The sequence below is a fragment of the Arsenophonus sp. PmNCSU2021_1 genome (genome assembly GCF_036919435.1).
In the GTDB taxonomy this organism is placed as follows: Bacteria; Pseudomonadota; Gammaproteobacteria; order Enterobacterales; family Enterobacteriaceae; genus Arsenophonus; species Arsenophonus nilaparvatae.
This window is the reverse complement of sequence record NZ_JAZHPL010000006.1, coordinates 128056-143760: the sequence shown is the minus strand read 5'-3', so window position 1 is coordinate 143760 and position 15705 is coordinate 128056. Positions and strand designations below refer to the sequence as shown.

Below are 15705 nucleotides of genomic sequence, written 5' to 3'. Positions count from 1 at the left end.
CCTTAAGATTTTGAAGAGAGCTCTTCAAAGTTAAAATTATGGTTGGTATAAATACAGATATCACTCGCTATATTTAACGCTTTTTCTGTAATATCACGTGCGCTCATTGTTGTATTTTCTAACAATGCACGCGCAGCGGCTTGTGCATAGGCACCACCAGAACCAATAGCGATCAAATCATTTTCTGGTTGAATAACATCGCCATTACCTGTAATGATCAATGAGCTGTTTTCATCTGCAACAGCTAAAAGCGCTTCGAGTTTTCTCAGCATACGATCAGTACGCCAATCTTTAGCCAATCCAACAGCGGCTTTCGTTAGGTGTCCTTGGTGAAGTTCTAGTTTTCGTTCAAAAAGGTCAAACAGGGTAAATGCATCAGCAGTACCGCCTGCGAAGCCCGCAATAACTTTATCATTATAAAGGCTGCGCACTTTACGGACGTTGCCTTTCATGACGGTATTACCCATCGTCGCCTGTCCATCACCACCAATTACAACTTGGCGATTACGGCGAACACTTACGATTGTAGTCATGAGTCAGCCCTTGGCTATTTTATTAGGGGAGTATGTAAACATACTTTTTAGGTTTTTTATGACGTAAAAAGTCAGTATTTACGCTATTAGGAATGTAAATGGGGGATAATAATTATTTTTCAACCCTTACTTGTACGAAGAATACAGCCGGATACGCCGACAGATTTAGCTCGGTCACGTATTTTTTCTGCTGCTTCTGGATTGTAAGGCCCAAGAACGACGCGATGCCAACCTTCAGTCGAGCTAATCCTACTCTCTAAACCTGAAAAGGCCAGGTTAGCTTTAACTGATTCTGCTTGCTCCAGGTTCTTAAATGAGCCGCATTGTACCACTATTTTTTGTTCGTTATTTGTTGGTTGTTGGGGCTGTGGTGCGGGTTTTAATCGCAGAGGTGATTCTATTGATGGGCCATTAATGATCACGTGTGAGCGGGGAACATTATCATTATTAGGCACCTCGGATAGATTTGTGGTGGGATTGCGTCTATCCGCATCAATCTGCTCAAGAAATTGACGCTGTTCATTGGTTAACTCGGTGGTGTTATTAATATTTGATTTGGTTGAGTGGTTAAAGTTTGGTAGATCAGAGCCCCGCTTTTCCAGCTCTTTTATGTAACGCCACCGTTCTTCTGGTTTAGGAGGTAGACTGTTGACTGGCTGATTGCTGTTAGGTGAAGTTGTTTTGTTAAGCACAGGAACGCGTTTATTTTGCGTAATGTAATATAAGCCACCAATAAAGACAATTACGATGGCAATAGCGACAGCAAGGGTTGTTTTCGGCAATCCTTGATTTGACTTTTTTTTGCCTGCATGCTTATTTTTACGGGGCGTTGTGCGCCCTCGTCTTACGTAATCTTTTTGTGCCACTTTTCAATTCGCTAATTAATAAAAAAGTTACATTAATTCGTTATATGTTACTTAACCTAATCACTTTTGACTAGTTTTTAGGTGGACAAACACTATCACGGATAATTAAATGGCAGTTTTGCATTTTTATCTATTCCGTGGCCTTCGATTTTCGCTAAAAGTAGTAACATTGCCTGGCGACCAATTTCAAAGCGAGGTTGCTCGATTGTGGTGAGAGCGGGTTCACTATATTGTGCAAAATTGAGATTGCCAAATCCAATAATAGATAAATCTCTTGGTAATGTTAGCCCCATACGTTTGGCCTGCCATATAGCACCAATAGCCATAATATCATTATGGCAAAAAATTGCGCTAGGTGGCTTAGTTAATGCAAAAAGTTTTTTTATGCCTTCAGCTCCACCTTGGTAACTAAAATCACTATTAATAATATATTCCTGTTGCACCTTATTACCAGCCCGCTGTATCGCTTGAGTGTAACCTTGCAAACGATATTGGCAAGACAGAATGGTTTCTGGGCCTGTTATGCAAGCAATATATTTATGACCCAGTTTTTGTAAATAGTTAATTGCATTAAAAGAGTAGGTTAGATTATCAATATTTATAGTAGCAAAATTGAATTCAGGTACAAATTCATTTGCAACAACTATTGGCGGTAAATTTTTTAGTTTTCTATTGGCGAGTGAAAACGGAATATCAGAATTGAGTAACACAATGCCATCAATTTGTTGGCTAATAAATATATCAATAAGAGTGTATTGTTGTTTTTTATAATGTTTACAATCACCAATCAGTACCATATATCCTTGTTCAGCAGCCACTTGTTCAATACCACTAATAATATCAGGACAAATAGGACTGGTAATATCGGGTATAGTAACAAAAATAGTTTTAGCTTTGCTTGATTTGGTATTTTTTGTCAGACAATAGGTATCATAACCCGTTTTCAACGCAGCTTGTTCAACCTTCTGGCGCGTCTTGACAGAAACTTGATCTGGCCTAGTGAGTGCTCGTGAAACGGTTGCAGTAGACACGCCTGCTGTGTTAGCAACATCCTTCATCGTTGCGTTGTGGTGATTTATCTTTTGTTCCATATCTCCACCTTGCATACTTCAATGACTAATTAAGTCCACGAGTTTCGCACCAATAAAAAAACGCTCTATTTTTAAGTTTAATTCAGCATAATATGTAAATAGATAAAACCTTATAAATTAAATATAACTTATTGTAAATTAAGTGAATTTATGCATTTCAGTAACTTGCAGATTAATCATTACTTTTAAGCCATTTCTAGAATTTTATAGGCCTGTGCGAAACTCGTGAAGTCTATTTAACCTGAGTTCGGGATAAGCGGTAGTTATGAGAAAATAAAAATAACTTACTTATCAATAAAACCTTTTTAAAATCAATAAAATGAGGAAAAACGGAAAGTTCTTCAGTGATCGCAGGTTAAAAAATAAGCTATTTTCTCTGCTAAAATCATGAAAAAAACTAAGATTAAGCACTACTTTATGTAATTATTTTAAGTTAACTACTTGAATATATAATGAAAAAGTTTATATTCCTTATCCCGAACTCAGGTTATTTAATCAATGCATTTACTTATCTTAATCACTTTGCTAGCAAAATTTGTAAATAAATTTGTCTGAATCGTTCAATTAGATTTATTTATAGAATAGCTTCGCACAAAACTAATTTTATTTGCTTCAATAGGTGTAAGTAGATGATTAATAGCAGCGACTAATTTTCAGTTGGATCAACATCGATATTCCATTTTACTTTTCGACTTTCAGGGTATGCCATAATTTCAGGTAAAATATGCGAAAGGAATTGTTGTAAATAGGAGCGCGAAGGATGCTGGAGTAGTAATTGCCAACGGAAACGGCCTGCCCGCTTAGCTTGGATCGCCGGTGTAGGACCCATTAACCAAAGTTGTGAGTCGCGCATGGTATGTTGTTCTATATATTGGCGGAACTTGTTTAAAAAATCAGGTGCCGATTGGTTATGATGATCTTCTGAACGGATCATGATATGACTGCTATGTGGTGGCAAAAAAACATCACGTCGTTCCGCTAGAGTTTCTGTCGCGAACGCGTTATATCCTTTTTCTAATAATGTCGCTAATAATGGATGTTCAGGGTGGTAGGTTTGTAGGATCACTTCACCATGTTTACCGGCCCGCCCAGCCCGTCCAGATACTTGGATATAAAGCTGAGCAAATCTTTCGGTTGCCCGATAATCACTGGAAAAAAGTGCGCCATCTACATTCAGTAGGGCGACCAGAGTAACATCAGGAAAATGGTGTCCTTTCGCTAGCATTTGGGTGCCGATCAAAATTCGAGCACCACCTGTATAGACAGTTGCTAGCTGTTTTTCTAATGCGCCTTTCCGCCGAGTGGTATCTCTGTCAACGCGGGTAACCGGTATATTAGGAAAAAGCTGGTTAATAGCTTCTTCTAACTGTTCAGTTCCTAAACCGACAGGGAGCAGATGCGTTGAGCCGCAGTGCGAGCATTGTATTGGGATTGGCAGTTGACTATCACAGTGGTGGCAACGTAGCTGACGTTGATGATGGTGTAGTGTGTAATAATGATCACAACGTGAACACTCGGCAATCCAACCACAATCATGGCAAATTAATGTTGGTGAGTAACCGCGGCGATTTAAAAATAGCATCACTTGATTATTTGCTGCCAGATGATCTTCAATACGCTGTATTAATGGTCTTGACATACCATATTTTAATGGCTGGCCTTTTAAATCAAGTAAATGTTGACTTGCCGGTTTGGCGTTTCCAGCTCGTTGGGTTAGATCTAGACGGTGATATTTTACTTGTTCAATATTATAAAGACTTTCTAACGAAGGTGTTGCAGTACCCATAATAATTGGAATGTTCTCTTTTTTGGCACGAAAAACAGCCAGATCACGGGCATGATAACGCCATCCGTCTTGTTGTTTGTAAGAGTTGTCGTGTTCTTCATCAATAATGATCAAGCCAAGATTGGCAAAGGCAGTGAATAATGCGGAGCGCGTGCCAATTACAATAGCACTGTGTCCCTTTTGTGCCCGCAACCAGACCGTCAGTCGTTCACTATCATTTAATGCGGAATGCAGCACATCAACAGGCGCATTAAATCGCTCACTAAATCGTTGGATAGTTTGGGGAGTAAGACTAATTTCAGGTACCAGGACTAATGCTTGTTTACCTTGTGCTAAAACATTTTCAATCACACTGAGATAGACTTCTGTTTTACCAGAACCAGTGATCCCCACTAATAACCAAGGCATAAATGTTGACAGAGAACTTATTGCCGCTACTGCTGTTGACTGTTCTAGGTTAAGTTTTGGTTTTTCACCACAAAGATGAAAATCAGTATGCCAGTTTTCCATTTTTGGTTGGATGGGTAATAGTTGAATCAAGGCGCTCTTTTTTAATGCTTGTAGTGCACTTTCACTCAATTCGTATTCTGTTATTTGATGACGATAAAAGGGCTGTTGCTGTAGTAATGCGAGCGCCTGTTGTTGTTTTGGCGCTCTTTTAAGCTGGTTTGGGGCAAAAATTTTACCTTGCTGGGTGATTTGCCATTGCCATAGCGGAGAAAATGTTGCCGCTTTGCCTTGCCGCAGTAACACTGGTAGTGCATGAAATAGTACTTCACCAATCGGGTGATGGTAATACTGAGATGCCCAAAGTAGCAATGACCATAAACTGTCAGAAAATAACGATTCTTGATCTAACACTTGTTCAATGGTTTTTAATTGTCTACTACTGAGCTCACGATTTTGATTATGCGATAATACAATACCTAAGGTAGTACGCTTGCCAAATGGCACCAATACCCGGCAACCTTTAGCTGGTAAAGGAAGATTGGATTGGTAATCAAAAACGCGCATTAGCGGAACAGGGAGCGCCACTTGAACAATAGCCATTATTAAATGTTCCTAATCATTGTCATACAGCTTATTTATAAGACACATAAAGATAGAATATCACATTATTTGAATAGATTTCATTGCGCTATAAACAGATTTTCTGTATGATCCGCCACCTTTGTTAGTAATTTTGATTACTAACACTATTCTTAATCGATTTGACGTATGGTGTCTAGCGTTAGGGTTAGATAGCGATGCGGCCTAAGCAGAGGTTTTCTATGAAAAAAGATATTCACCCTAAATATGAAGAAGTTACTGCGACTTGTTCTTGCGGTAATGTAATGAAAATTAAATCAACTGTTAATCATGATCTGAATTTGGATGTTTGTGGTAAATGTCATCCATTCTATACAGGTAAACAGCGTGATGTGGCTGCCGGCGGCCGTGTTGATCGCTTCAAGCAGCGATTCAATATTCCAGGCATGAAAAAATAATAATGGCTCAATGATACAAGCCAAAATCATGCTTATAATATAGGAGTAACACTTCGCTTAATATCGGGGTGCTACTGTTATATAAAACCAAATTTGTTGAATTAAAAACAATTAAACTAAGACTATTTTTACAAAAAACTTTAGTTATTTGATCTTTAAAGAATAAGACAAATAATTAATATTCCCATGTATCTGGATCAATACCTTTTTGGCGCATAACGATTTTTGCTGCTTCTGGAATCTCATCATCACGTTCTTTACGTAAATCATCGTCATTTGGCAACGGTTGCCCAGTGAAGGCGTGTAAAAACGCTTCACATAGCAATTCACTGTTTGTTGCATGGCGTAAATTATTAATTTGTCTACGAGTGCGCTCGTCTGTCAAAATTTTAAGTACTTTTAATGGGATAGATACTGTGATCTTTTTTACTTGCTCGCTTTTTTTACCATGTTCAGCATAAGGGCTAACATAATCACCATTCCACTCAGCCATGGGATACCTTAAGTTAAGTCAATCAATAGAAGAATTTAGTTGCTGTATAAATATAGCCTTAATTGGCAAAAATTTGTTTAATAAGTTTCTAATATTCTATCGTTTATTGTCGGGTTTAATATTGATAATTATCCCATTACTTGATTTAAACGTAAAGTATTTTGGATTTCCAGATGTATTAACATCTTCATGTCCATTTAGTTATATTTGATTATCTTTTTAATTTTTTTAGTGAATCGATATTATGTTAGTTGAACCAATAATGTTAACCATATGTCATTGGTTAAGTGCTATATTAGCAGCGTATTATTTGATGTAAGCTAGCAACTACCAATAAAAATTTATTAAGTTTTTCAGTAGCTATTGAAGATTTAGGTAATGCGTTTCAGCTAGTAGCGAAGAGGTAACTTTTTATCATGAATGCAGTGACAGCGGGAGCAGTAAAATATCACCATCGTCAATTACATAAATTTGGTGGTAGTAGTTTGGATGATGTGAAATGTTATCAGCGAGTCGCTAATATCATGGCAAATTATAGCCAGCCAGGTGATTTAATGGTGGTATCTGCGGCAGGAACAACAACCAATCAGTTAATTGATTGGCTGAAATTAAGTCAAACAGATAGTGTTTTAGCCAATCAGGTACAGCAGGCAATTCGCCGTTATCAACAAGATCTTATAATTGGGCTATTACCTGACAAAAAAGCACAGATAGTAAAGTCGGCTTTTTTAGCTGAGCTTGATCGTTTAAGCACGTTAGTAGATAAACCAATTCATGCTGATGTTTATGCAGAAATTGTTGGCCATGGAGAAATTTGGTCTGCGCGTTTGATGTCCGCGGTATTAGAAGAATTCGGTTTGGCTAGTCATTGGTTAGATGCACGGCTTTTCTTGCGTGCAGAGTTTGCAGCTCAACCTCAAGTAGATGAAACCCTATCACGCCCATTATTACAACAGCTTTTGCAACAACATGCCAATAAACGGTTGGTAGTAACGGGTTTTATTGCCCAAAGTAAACAAGGTAAAACGGTATTACTAGGGCGTAATGGTAGTGATTATTCAGCAACCCAAGTGGGGGCGTTAGCAGAGGTTAATAAAGTAACTATCTGGAGTGATGTTGCGGGTGTATACAGCGCTGATCCACGCAAAGTCAAAGATGCTTGTTTACTGCCACTATTACGCCTTGATGAAGCTAGTGAATTAGCGCGTTTAGCGGCACCAGTGCTTCATACTCGCACCTTACAGCCAATTTCAGTCACTAATATTGATTTACAACTTAGATGTAGTTATCAGCCTGAGCAGGGTTCGACAAAAATAGAGCGTGTTTTGGCATCAGGTACGGGTGTCAAAATTGTTACCAGCCATGATGATGTTTGTCTGGTAGAATTAATCGTGGCAACCCAGCAAAATTTTAGCCAAATCTATAAAGATATCGATTTATTACTAAAGCGAAATCAATTGCGGCCATTAGCGATTGGTTTACATCCAGATCGAAAATTGATCCAGTTATGTTATACCTCTGAAGTTGCTGCTAGTGCTCTAGCGCTATTAAAGGAGATGGTGGTAGTAGAAAAATTATCATTACGTGATCATTTTTCTTTAGTGGCAATTGTCGGGGCGGGCGTTGGTAAAAATCCCCTACATAGTCATCGTTTCTATCAACAATTAAAAGATCAACCGGTTGAATTTATTTGGCATTCTGAAGAAGAAATAAGCCTGGTTGCTGTTTTGCGCGCGACTCAAACATCACATTTGGTTCAGGGATTACACCAGAGCTTATTTCGGGCGGAAAAATGTATTGGCTTGGTTCTGTTTGGTAAAGGTAGTATTGGTTCTCGCTGGCTGGAATTATTTGCTACCGAGCAAAAAACGATTTCCGCTCGTAGTGATTTTGAATTTATTCTGGCAGGTGTAGTCGATAGTTGCCGTAGCTTGTTAAATTATGAGGGCATCGATCCAAGTAGAGTATTAGCTTTTTTTGATCATGAAGCCACAATCCATCAAGATGAAGCGCTTTTTCTTTGGATGCGAGATCATCCGTTTGATGATCTGGTTGTATTGGATATAACAGCCAGTGACTTATTAGCCAAAAGTTATCTTGATTTTGCGAGTTACGGTTTTCATCTAATCAGTGCTAATAAGATAACCGGCGCTCTAGCGAGCGATGACTACCGTCAGATCCGTGATGCTTTTGCAAAAACAGGTCGATACTGGCTGTATAACGCGACAGTCGGGGCGGGATTACCAATAAATTATACTGTCCGTGATTTAAAAGAGAGTGGTGATAATATCCTTTCTATTAGTGGTGTTTTTTCTGGTACCTTATCTTGGTTATTTTTACAATTCGATGGCACGGTACCGTTTAATCAATTGGTTGAGCAAGCTTGGCAGCAAGGCTTAACCGAGCCAGATCCACGAATTGATCTTTCTGGGCAAGATGTGATGCATAAATTGATCATTTTGGCACGTGAAGCGGGCTATGAAATTGAACCTGAACAGGTACGAGTTGAGTCATTAGTTCCCACCGAAGCTGCAGCCGGTGATCTGGATGCGTTTTTTGAAAATAGTATGGTCATTAATGAACAAATGGCACAACGTTTCCAGGCTGCTCAGGAAATGGGCATGGTGTTGCGTTATGTTGCTCGCTTTGATGCCACTAAGAAACGCGCCAAAGTCGGTGTTGAAGCTGTTCTGCCTGATCATCCATTGGCCGCCTTATTACCCGGTGATAATGTTTTTGCCCTAAAAAGTCGTTGGTATCGTGATAATCCGTTAATAATTAGGGGGCCTGGTGCTGGACGTGATGTGACGGCGGGCGCAATTCAGTCTGATCTTAATCGCTTATCACAATTGCTTTGATCGCCATAATAACAGCATAATCTCTTTGCTTCTACATTCATTGATAGTCAACAAAAGCAGAGGAGTTATTCCTCTGTTTGTTGGTGAAGTCTTTTCGATGGTTAACAATATTGGCTAGCTAGTCCTTCATTCAACAATTTCCTGAAATTGCACCCTACCTTGCACTGAAATAATCTTTATAGTGGCAATAAGTCAATTATAAAATTTTATAAAGATGTCATACTTTTTGATCTAGATTTAGATTTGATGATAAAGCAGATATCCGTTATATGATCAGAGAGTGTTATTATTTGGCGATTCTATTTTTAGCGTGAGAATGAGAAAAGGTAATTATCGACTGATAAAACAGTCTCAACTTAAATAATGCATAAGTAAGCTTTTAGCCAGTGAAAGTTAGGGAGTCTTAATGGATCAACAATATTCCGCGATGCGCAGTAATGTCAGCATGTTAGGTAAATTATTAGGTGATACAATTAAAAATGCTTTGGGTGAGGATATTTTAAATAAAGTAGAATCTATCCGTAAATTATCAAAATCTTCTCGGGCAGGAAATAAAGCACAACGTCAAGCTTTATTGAAAACATTACAAAATCTCTCTAATGATGAACTTCTTCCTGTTGCCAGGGCATTTAATCAATTTCTTAATCTAGACAATGTCGCAGAGCAATACTATAGCATTTCTCCTCATGGTGAGGCATCTAGTAATCCTGAGGTATTAGCCAAGCTTTTTACTCGCTTAAAGGAAAAAAAATTTACTAATAAGGTGATAACAAAAGCGATCGATGAATTATCAATTGAATTAGTATTAACTGCCCATCCAACAGAAATTGCGCGCCGCACTTTAATTCACAAATTGATTGAAGTGAATACCTGTCTGGCACAGTTAGATCATGATGATTTAGTGGATTATGAACGTAATAATATTATGCGACGTTTAGGTCAATTAATTGCACAGTGCTGGCATACCGATGAAATCCGTAAAAATCGCCCTACACCGATTGATGAAGCTAAGTGGGGATTTACGGTAGTTGAAAACTCATTATGGGAAGGGGTTCCTGCTTTTTTACGTGAACTGAATGAGCAGCTTGAAACCAATTTGACGATTAATTTGCCTGTTGACACTAATTTGATCCGATTCACTTCCTGGATGGGAGGAGATCGTGACGGTAATCCCTTTGTTACTGCCGAAGTCACCCGAGAAGCGCTTTTACTAAGTCGCTGGAAAGCGGCTGAACTTTTTTTAGCTGATATTCAAATCTTGGTCTCTGAGTTATCGATGTCAGAAGCAACGGCTGAACTTCGACAATTAGCCGGTGGTGATGATATTGATGAGCCTTATCGCCAGATTGCTAAAGATTTACGTAGCCGTTTACGCAATACACTCGATTATCTGGACAGTTGTATTAAAGGTGAAAAGGTATTGCCACCTGAAGACTATCTTTATGATAATCAACAACTTTGGCAACCACTTTATACTTGTTATCAATCACTTATTGCCTGTGGTATGCCGATTATCGCCAATGGACAATTACTCGATACCTTACGCCGCATTCGTTGTTTTGGTTTGCAATTAGTACGCATTGACATCCGTCAGGAAAGTAGCCGCCATACTGATGCATTAGCAGAGCTACTTAATTACCTTGAGTTAGGTGATTATAAAAATTGGTCAGAGGAAGAAAAACAGACTTTTCTATTGGCTGAACTAAGTTCTAAACGGCCACTTTGGCCAAAAAATTGGCAACCTAGTGCAGAAACGCAAGAAGTATTGGCTACTTGCCAGGTTATTGCCGATTCACCGACAGACGCCATTGCTGCTTATGTTATTTCCATGGCAAAAGTACCATGTGATGTATTAGCGGTAAAATTGCTGCTTAAAGAAAGTGGCTGTTCACTAAAATTACCGGTGGTGCCACTGTTTGAAACCTTAGATGATTTAAATAATGCTGAAAGCGTGATGCAAAAATTGCTCACCATCCCCTGGTATCGTGAGATTATTGATAATAAACAGATGGTCATGATCGGTTACTCCGATTCAGCCAAAGACGCTGGAGTGATGGCGGCCTCGTGGGCTCAGTATTGCGCTCAGGAAGCGCTAGTTAAACTTTGTGACAAAGAAAAAGTTAAGTTAACCCTATTTCATGGTCGTGGTGGTACCATCGGTCGCGGTGGAGCGCCAGCGCATTCGGCGCTGCTTTCGCAACCGCCTGGTAGTTTAAAAGGCGGATTAAGAGCTACTGAACAAGGGGAAATGATCCGCTTTAAATATGGTTTACCGCAAGTGACGATGAGCAGTTTATTTATTTATACTGGCGCAATATTGGAAGCTAATTTATTGCCACCACCGGAACCAAAACCAGAATGGCGTGCGGTAATGGAAATATTATCTGATATCTCATGTAATATGTATCGTGATTATGTTTGCCAACAACCGGATTTTGTTCCCTATTTTCGCGCTGCCACCCCAGAGCTTGAGTTAGCTAAATTACCATTGGGTTCCAGGCCGACAAAACGTCGTCAGGATGGTGGTGTAGAAACTCTGCGAGCTATTCCCTGGATTTTTGCCTGGTCGCAAAATCGCTTAATGTTACCCGCCTGGTTAGGTGCAGGGGCGGCATTGCAGCATGTTATTGATAATGGCATGAAATCAGTTCTTGATGATATGTTGCATGACTGGCCTTTCTTTAAGACTCGTATTGCGATGTTAGAGATGGTATTTGCTAAAGCTGATTTGTGGTTAGCTGAATATTATGATCAGCGATTGGTTGAAAAACGGCTGTGGCCATTAGGCGAAGAACTACGCAAACAGCTGGCGCAAGATATTAACAGTGTACTTGCTATCTCGAAGGATAAAACATTAATGGCTGATTTACCGTGGATTGCTGAATCCATTGCCTTAAGAAATGTTTATACCGATCCTTTAAATGTCTTACAGGCGGAGTTATTGCATCGTTCTAGGCAACAGCAACAACCGGATCCCTATATTGAACAAGCGTTAATGGTGACCATTGCCGGCATTGCCGCTGGTATGCGTAATACCGGCTAAATTTTGTCAAAAACAGCCAAATTAGCTGCGATAGCAGCTATTTTTTGCGATAGGAAGTTTTTTAAGATTATTTAGCATACAAAAGTCATTATCATTATTGCAATAACTATACTTAGCAGCAAAAGGAATTTGCTATGCCAAATATTGGAGATTATCATCAAAGGCTTATTGGTAGTGATATTTTTATAGGAAAAACAGATAGTTTCAACGATAGATTTGCGGTAAGAAAAAGCTACGATATTATAAAGAAAATGAATGATATTCGTAATACCCTATTACTACCTTTTGCAACACTGACGAGATCTGAAATTTATAATAAAAATTTTGATCATCTTTGCCATTTTATTAAAGCCAGAATAGATGTTAAAAGTAAAATCTCTATCAATCTTGCTGAAATAGAAAAAAGTATTGATTTAAATAAACCGCGTGATTTTAAATTAGAGTCACCTGCGAGAATAATTGAAACTTTATTTTCTGAAATAGCAGGTAAGAGCAATCATTTGATTGAGTTAAAAAATAATGGTTTCCTGTTGCTTAACAATAATGAAATAAATTTTTCTAAAGCAATGTATACATTTTCCTATCTTTATCATCAGTTAGATGAAGATAAGCAAGCTATTTTGCAAAAAGAAATTGCTGACAAAATTTTTTTAGGTAGGCATCTTAATGAAAGTTAATCTAATTTATTAGTTCAAGTGTTGAAAAATATGGTTACACCCGAATCGATATTATATTCAAATAGTTTATCTAAAGCGGCTGATGAATTTATTCAATTAAAAAAATATTCTTTTTATGATTCTCCTCTTGATTATTTTATTAAACAAGAAAGAGATGACATCATTGATAACTGTATAAAACCATTGGCTGAATTTTATTTTCAGGTTGATAATAAAAAGAAAATTATTGAAGATTTCATTGATATAGTAATAAATAGAAAAAATAAATCTTTCACGAGTTTCGCACCAATAAAAAAACGCTCTATTTTTAAGTTTAATTCAGCATAATATATAAATAGAAAAAATCTCATAAATTAAAAATAACTTATTGTAATTTAAGTAAATTTATACGTCTTAGCAAGTTACAGATTAATTATTGTTCTGAAGCCATTTCTAGAATTTTATATGCCCGTGCGAAACTCGTGTCTTTAACCAGCCAACAACAGCAAGATATTTATCGTACAATAGAAAGTTATTTTAATATTTATCAAGCCAATTTTAGCAACTTAAATCTTAATGCTTCTATTGATATTTTTAAGAATGATTGGTGTCAAAAAGGTTACACTAAACATCTTCTCAGGCAGGAAAGTTTATATCAATTAAACACGTTTGGAAGATTAATATGTAATGTAAGTAACGCATTTACAGACTAACAGAGGAATAATTTTTTTCAATCGTTTAAAATGTCTTTCAAACAATGATCTGCCTGGTTAGGTGGATTATTTAACTTGATATAGCTCACATTTATTTCACTCCGCCAATATTATGTGTAAAATAACAGCATATGTGTAGATGCCTACCTGCAAGCTACTGCTTGGCCAGAGTCATTTAATCCTTTCCAGTTAGATAATATGGTAACAATTTGTGTCTATTAAAAATTTAAGAAATATCGCCATCATCGCCCACGTCTATAATTATATGCAGACATCCTTAGTCAACCTAAGACAGATTTATATAAAATATAATTAATAAACAATTAGATAAAAAACACTTCAGACAATGATATTTAACTAAAGACAAGTTAAGCCACAATAAATGTGTCCATAGATGTGTCCATAATATATTATTTAATAAATTTGTTATTTTGAATGGACAGAGAGGATAATTTTTGTGGGTATCTCAGATAGCTATCTAAAAAGAATGTTGGGGAAAAATCAAAGCCGAATAGTTGAAAAATCTGATAGAGACGGATTATGGGTTAGAGTATCAAAAAAAGGAACCGTTACATTTTTTTTAGATATAGATACTTAGGAAAACAAGATAAAATAACTATTGGTAATTATCCTACTTTAACACTAAAAAAAGCACGAGAAGATGTTGCTAAATGGCAGGTAATTTTAGCTAATGGTGATAATCCAAAGACAGTAAAAAACCTTATTATTAAAGAAAAAATTACTGAGTTAACTTTTGAAGAGTTATTTAGAAAGTGGTATTCAGTTATTTTTGAATCTAAAATAAGCGCCCCATTAATTTTAAGATCTTTCGAGATACACGTTTTTCCTCATTTTGGTAAATATCCAATATCTGCAATAACTATTCATAATTGCCTCAGTTTACTAGATAACCTGAGTTCGGGATAAGCATTATCAATTATACTTGAAGATACGTACCTGCAACAGGTATCTTTGGTTTAGATGGCATTAAACAATATGCAACCAGTCCGCCTAATAAATTCACTACAAAGTTAGCCGGAGAGCGATGTCGCGTATGCTCTATTTGACAAAGATTTTTTAACTCATCAAATACCGTTTCAATGACAGAACGATGACGCAAGATGGCTTTGTCGAAACAAGTCTGTTTAATAGGCTTCATTTTCTTCTTGATATTCGTTATAAGGCTAATTCCCATCGTTTTGAGTTGCTGTTTCAGTGAAGCCGATAAATACCCTTTATCTGCGTACAAACAACCAGAAAGATCCTTTGTCAGCTCAGGCAATGGTTTCCGATCATCGGTGTTTCCTGGTGTGAGTCGAAAACTGAGTATTTCCCCCAAATGATTGATAATTACATGAAGCTTGAAACCAAAGAACCAACCTGTTGAATTTTTTCCCCGTTCAGCTATCCCATTGAAGACTTTATGTCTGCGGATCCGTAAGTTATCACACACCGCTATCGGAGTAGAATCGGCAACCGATAGCCCCGTGCATTTTCCCTTAATTGACTCAAACAGTGCCGTTAACGCTAAGGCACTACGCGGAAGTAACTCTACACAGCGTGAATAGGATGGCAAGTTAGGAAATTCCTTCCGGAGATATAAGCGGACATAATAGAGATAAAATACCTTGAATTGCCTGAATCGGAGTTGATGAAACAACACAACCAGTGTCATCATTTCCGCCAACGAAAGCTGAGTAGACCGTCTACGACGCTTAGTACCGTTAGTCAGCAAATATTCATGCATTTTTGGCTCGAAGTCTTTGCAAAAATCATCCATCAGGCAATAAAGTTCAGTAAGATTTTCCATAATTGTTTAACAATGCTCTACTCTTTAACCAGACTGTTAGAGTATTTTAACAAAACAGGCTCATTCAACTATTTGAATATCAAGACTTTCTCTTTATTTCTTATCCCGAACTCAGGTTAGATAAATTATCTAAAAAATATTCAGAGATAACTAAACGTGTTTTATCTAATGCAAGAAAATGTTACTCGTGGGCTGAAAAAAGACAGATGGTGTCATGTAATCCCTTGATGGGTATTAACTCTTCTGATTTTGGAATTAAGAAGGGTACAGTTGACCGTGTTCTTAGCGATAGTGAAATAAAATTATTTTGGAATGCATGTTATCATTCACGTATAGTGCCTAAAAACAAAATTAAGCACGAATGGTTAT

13 protein-coding genes and 1 pseudogene are annotated in these 15705 nt (G+C 37.5%); 8 read left to right on the top strand and 6 right to left on the bottom strand.

Annotation, left to right across the window (positions count from 1 at the left end; genetic code table 11):
- Positions 1 to 2: 2 nt before the first annotated feature.
- The 4 genes and pseudogenes from hslV to priA form a co-directional block, all read right to left on the bottom strand.
- The gene (gene hslV / locus V3224_RS13635) at positions 3 to 533 is read right to left on the bottom strand and encodes an ATP-dependent protease subunit HslV (RefSeq protein WP_334471132.1); all 531 of its coding nucleotides are present in this window, start codon (positions 531 to 533) and stop codon (positions 3 to 5) included.
- A 119-nt stretch (positions 534 to 652) separates the two neighbouring features.
- Positions 653 to 1399 (bottom strand): SPOR domain-containing protein, encoded by a 747-nt coding sequence (locus tag V3224_RS13630; RefSeq protein WP_334471130.1) that lies wholly within the window; start codon positions 1397 to 1399, stop codon positions 653 to 655.
- 70 nt (positions 1400 to 1469) lie between these two features.
- A pseudogene (gene cytR, locus V3224_RS13625) lies at positions 1470 to 2490 on the bottom strand (DNA-binding transcriptional regulator CytR).
- A 646-nt stretch (positions 2491 to 3136) separates the two neighbouring features.
- Positions 3137 to 5326: a primosomal protein N' gene (priA, locus tag V3224_RS13620; RefSeq protein ID WP_334471128.1), complete on the bottom strand. Its 2190-nt coding sequence runs from the start codon at positions 5324 to 5326 to the stop codon at positions 3137 to 3139.
- A gap of 221 nt (positions 5327 to 5547) precedes the next feature.
- Here priA and rpmE point away from each other — a divergent pair, with 221 nt between their 5' ends.
- Positions 5548 to 5763 (top strand): 50S ribosomal protein L31, encoded by a 216-nt coding sequence (rpmE, locus tag V3224_RS13615; RefSeq protein ID WP_032116035.1) that lies wholly within the window; start codon positions 5548 to 5550, stop codon positions 5761 to 5763.
- A gap of 175 nt (positions 5764 to 5938) precedes the next feature.
- Here rpmE and metJ read toward each other — a convergent pair whose 3' ends face one another.
- Positions 5939 to 6256: a met regulon transcriptional regulator MetJ gene (gene metJ, locus V3224_RS13610; protein WP_180816830.1), complete on the bottom strand. Its 318-nt coding sequence runs from the start codon at positions 6254 to 6256 to the stop codon at positions 5939 to 5941.
- 416 nt (positions 6257 to 6672) lie between these two features.
- On the opposite strand from metJ, the gene V3224_RS13605 reads away from it, so the two are divergent.
- From V3224_RS13605 to V3224_RS30000, 7 genes are all read left to right on the top strand, one after another.
- Complete coding sequence (locus V3224_RS13605; protein ID WP_334471122.1) at positions 6673 to 9114, top strand: bifunctional aspartate kinase/homoserine dehydrogenase II; 2442 nt, start codon at positions 6673 to 6675, stop codon at positions 9112 to 9114.
- A 406-nt stretch (positions 9115 to 9520) separates the two neighbouring features.
- Positions 9521 to 12157 (top strand): phosphoenolpyruvate carboxylase, encoded by a 2637-nt coding sequence (gene ppc, locus V3224_RS13600; RefSeq protein WP_334471120.1) that lies wholly within the window; start codon positions 9521 to 9523, stop codon positions 12155 to 12157.
- 134 nt (positions 12158 to 12291) lie between these two features.
- A complete protein-coding gene (locus V3224_RS13595; RefSeq protein ID WP_334471118.1) occupies positions 12292 to 12834 on the top strand; it encodes a hypothetical protein in 543 nt (180 codons plus the stop codon).
- A 30-nt stretch (positions 12835 to 12864) separates the two neighbouring features.
- The gene (locus V3224_RS13590) at positions 12865 to 13161 is read left to right on the top strand and encodes a hypothetical protein (protein ID WP_334471116.1); all 297 of its coding nucleotides are present in this window, start codon (positions 12865 to 12867) and stop codon (positions 13159 to 13161) included.
- A 134-nt stretch (positions 13162 to 13295) separates the two neighbouring features.
- Positions 13296 to 13526 (top strand): hypothetical protein, encoded by a 231-nt coding sequence (locus V3224_RS13585; protein ID WP_334471114.1) that lies wholly within the window; start codon positions 13296 to 13298, stop codon positions 13524 to 13526.
- Between the two features lie 457 nt (positions 13527 to 13983).
- The gene (locus tag V3224_RS13580) at positions 13984 to 14124 is read left to right on the top strand and encodes a hypothetical protein (protein WP_334471113.1); all 141 of its coding nucleotides are present in this window, start codon (positions 13984 to 13986) and stop codon (positions 14122 to 14124) included.
- The gene (locus V3224_RS30000; RefSeq protein WP_442890614.1) at positions 14079 to 14453 is read left to right on the top strand and encodes an integrase arm-type DNA-binding domain-containing protein; all 375 of its coding nucleotides are present in this window, start codon (positions 14079 to 14081) and stop codon (positions 14451 to 14453) included. Before V3224_RS13580 ends, V3224_RS30000 begins: the two co-directional genes overlap by 46 nt.
- 10 nt (positions 14454 to 14463) lie before the next feature.
- Here the strand turns inward: V3224_RS30000 and V3224_RS13575 are convergent, their stop codons facing one another.
- Complete coding sequence (locus V3224_RS13575; protein ID WP_334467716.1) at positions 14464 to 15336, bottom strand: IS982 family transposase; 873 nt, start codon at positions 15334 to 15336, stop codon at positions 14464 to 14466.
- Between the last annotated feature and the right edge of the window lie 369 nt (positions 15337 to 15705).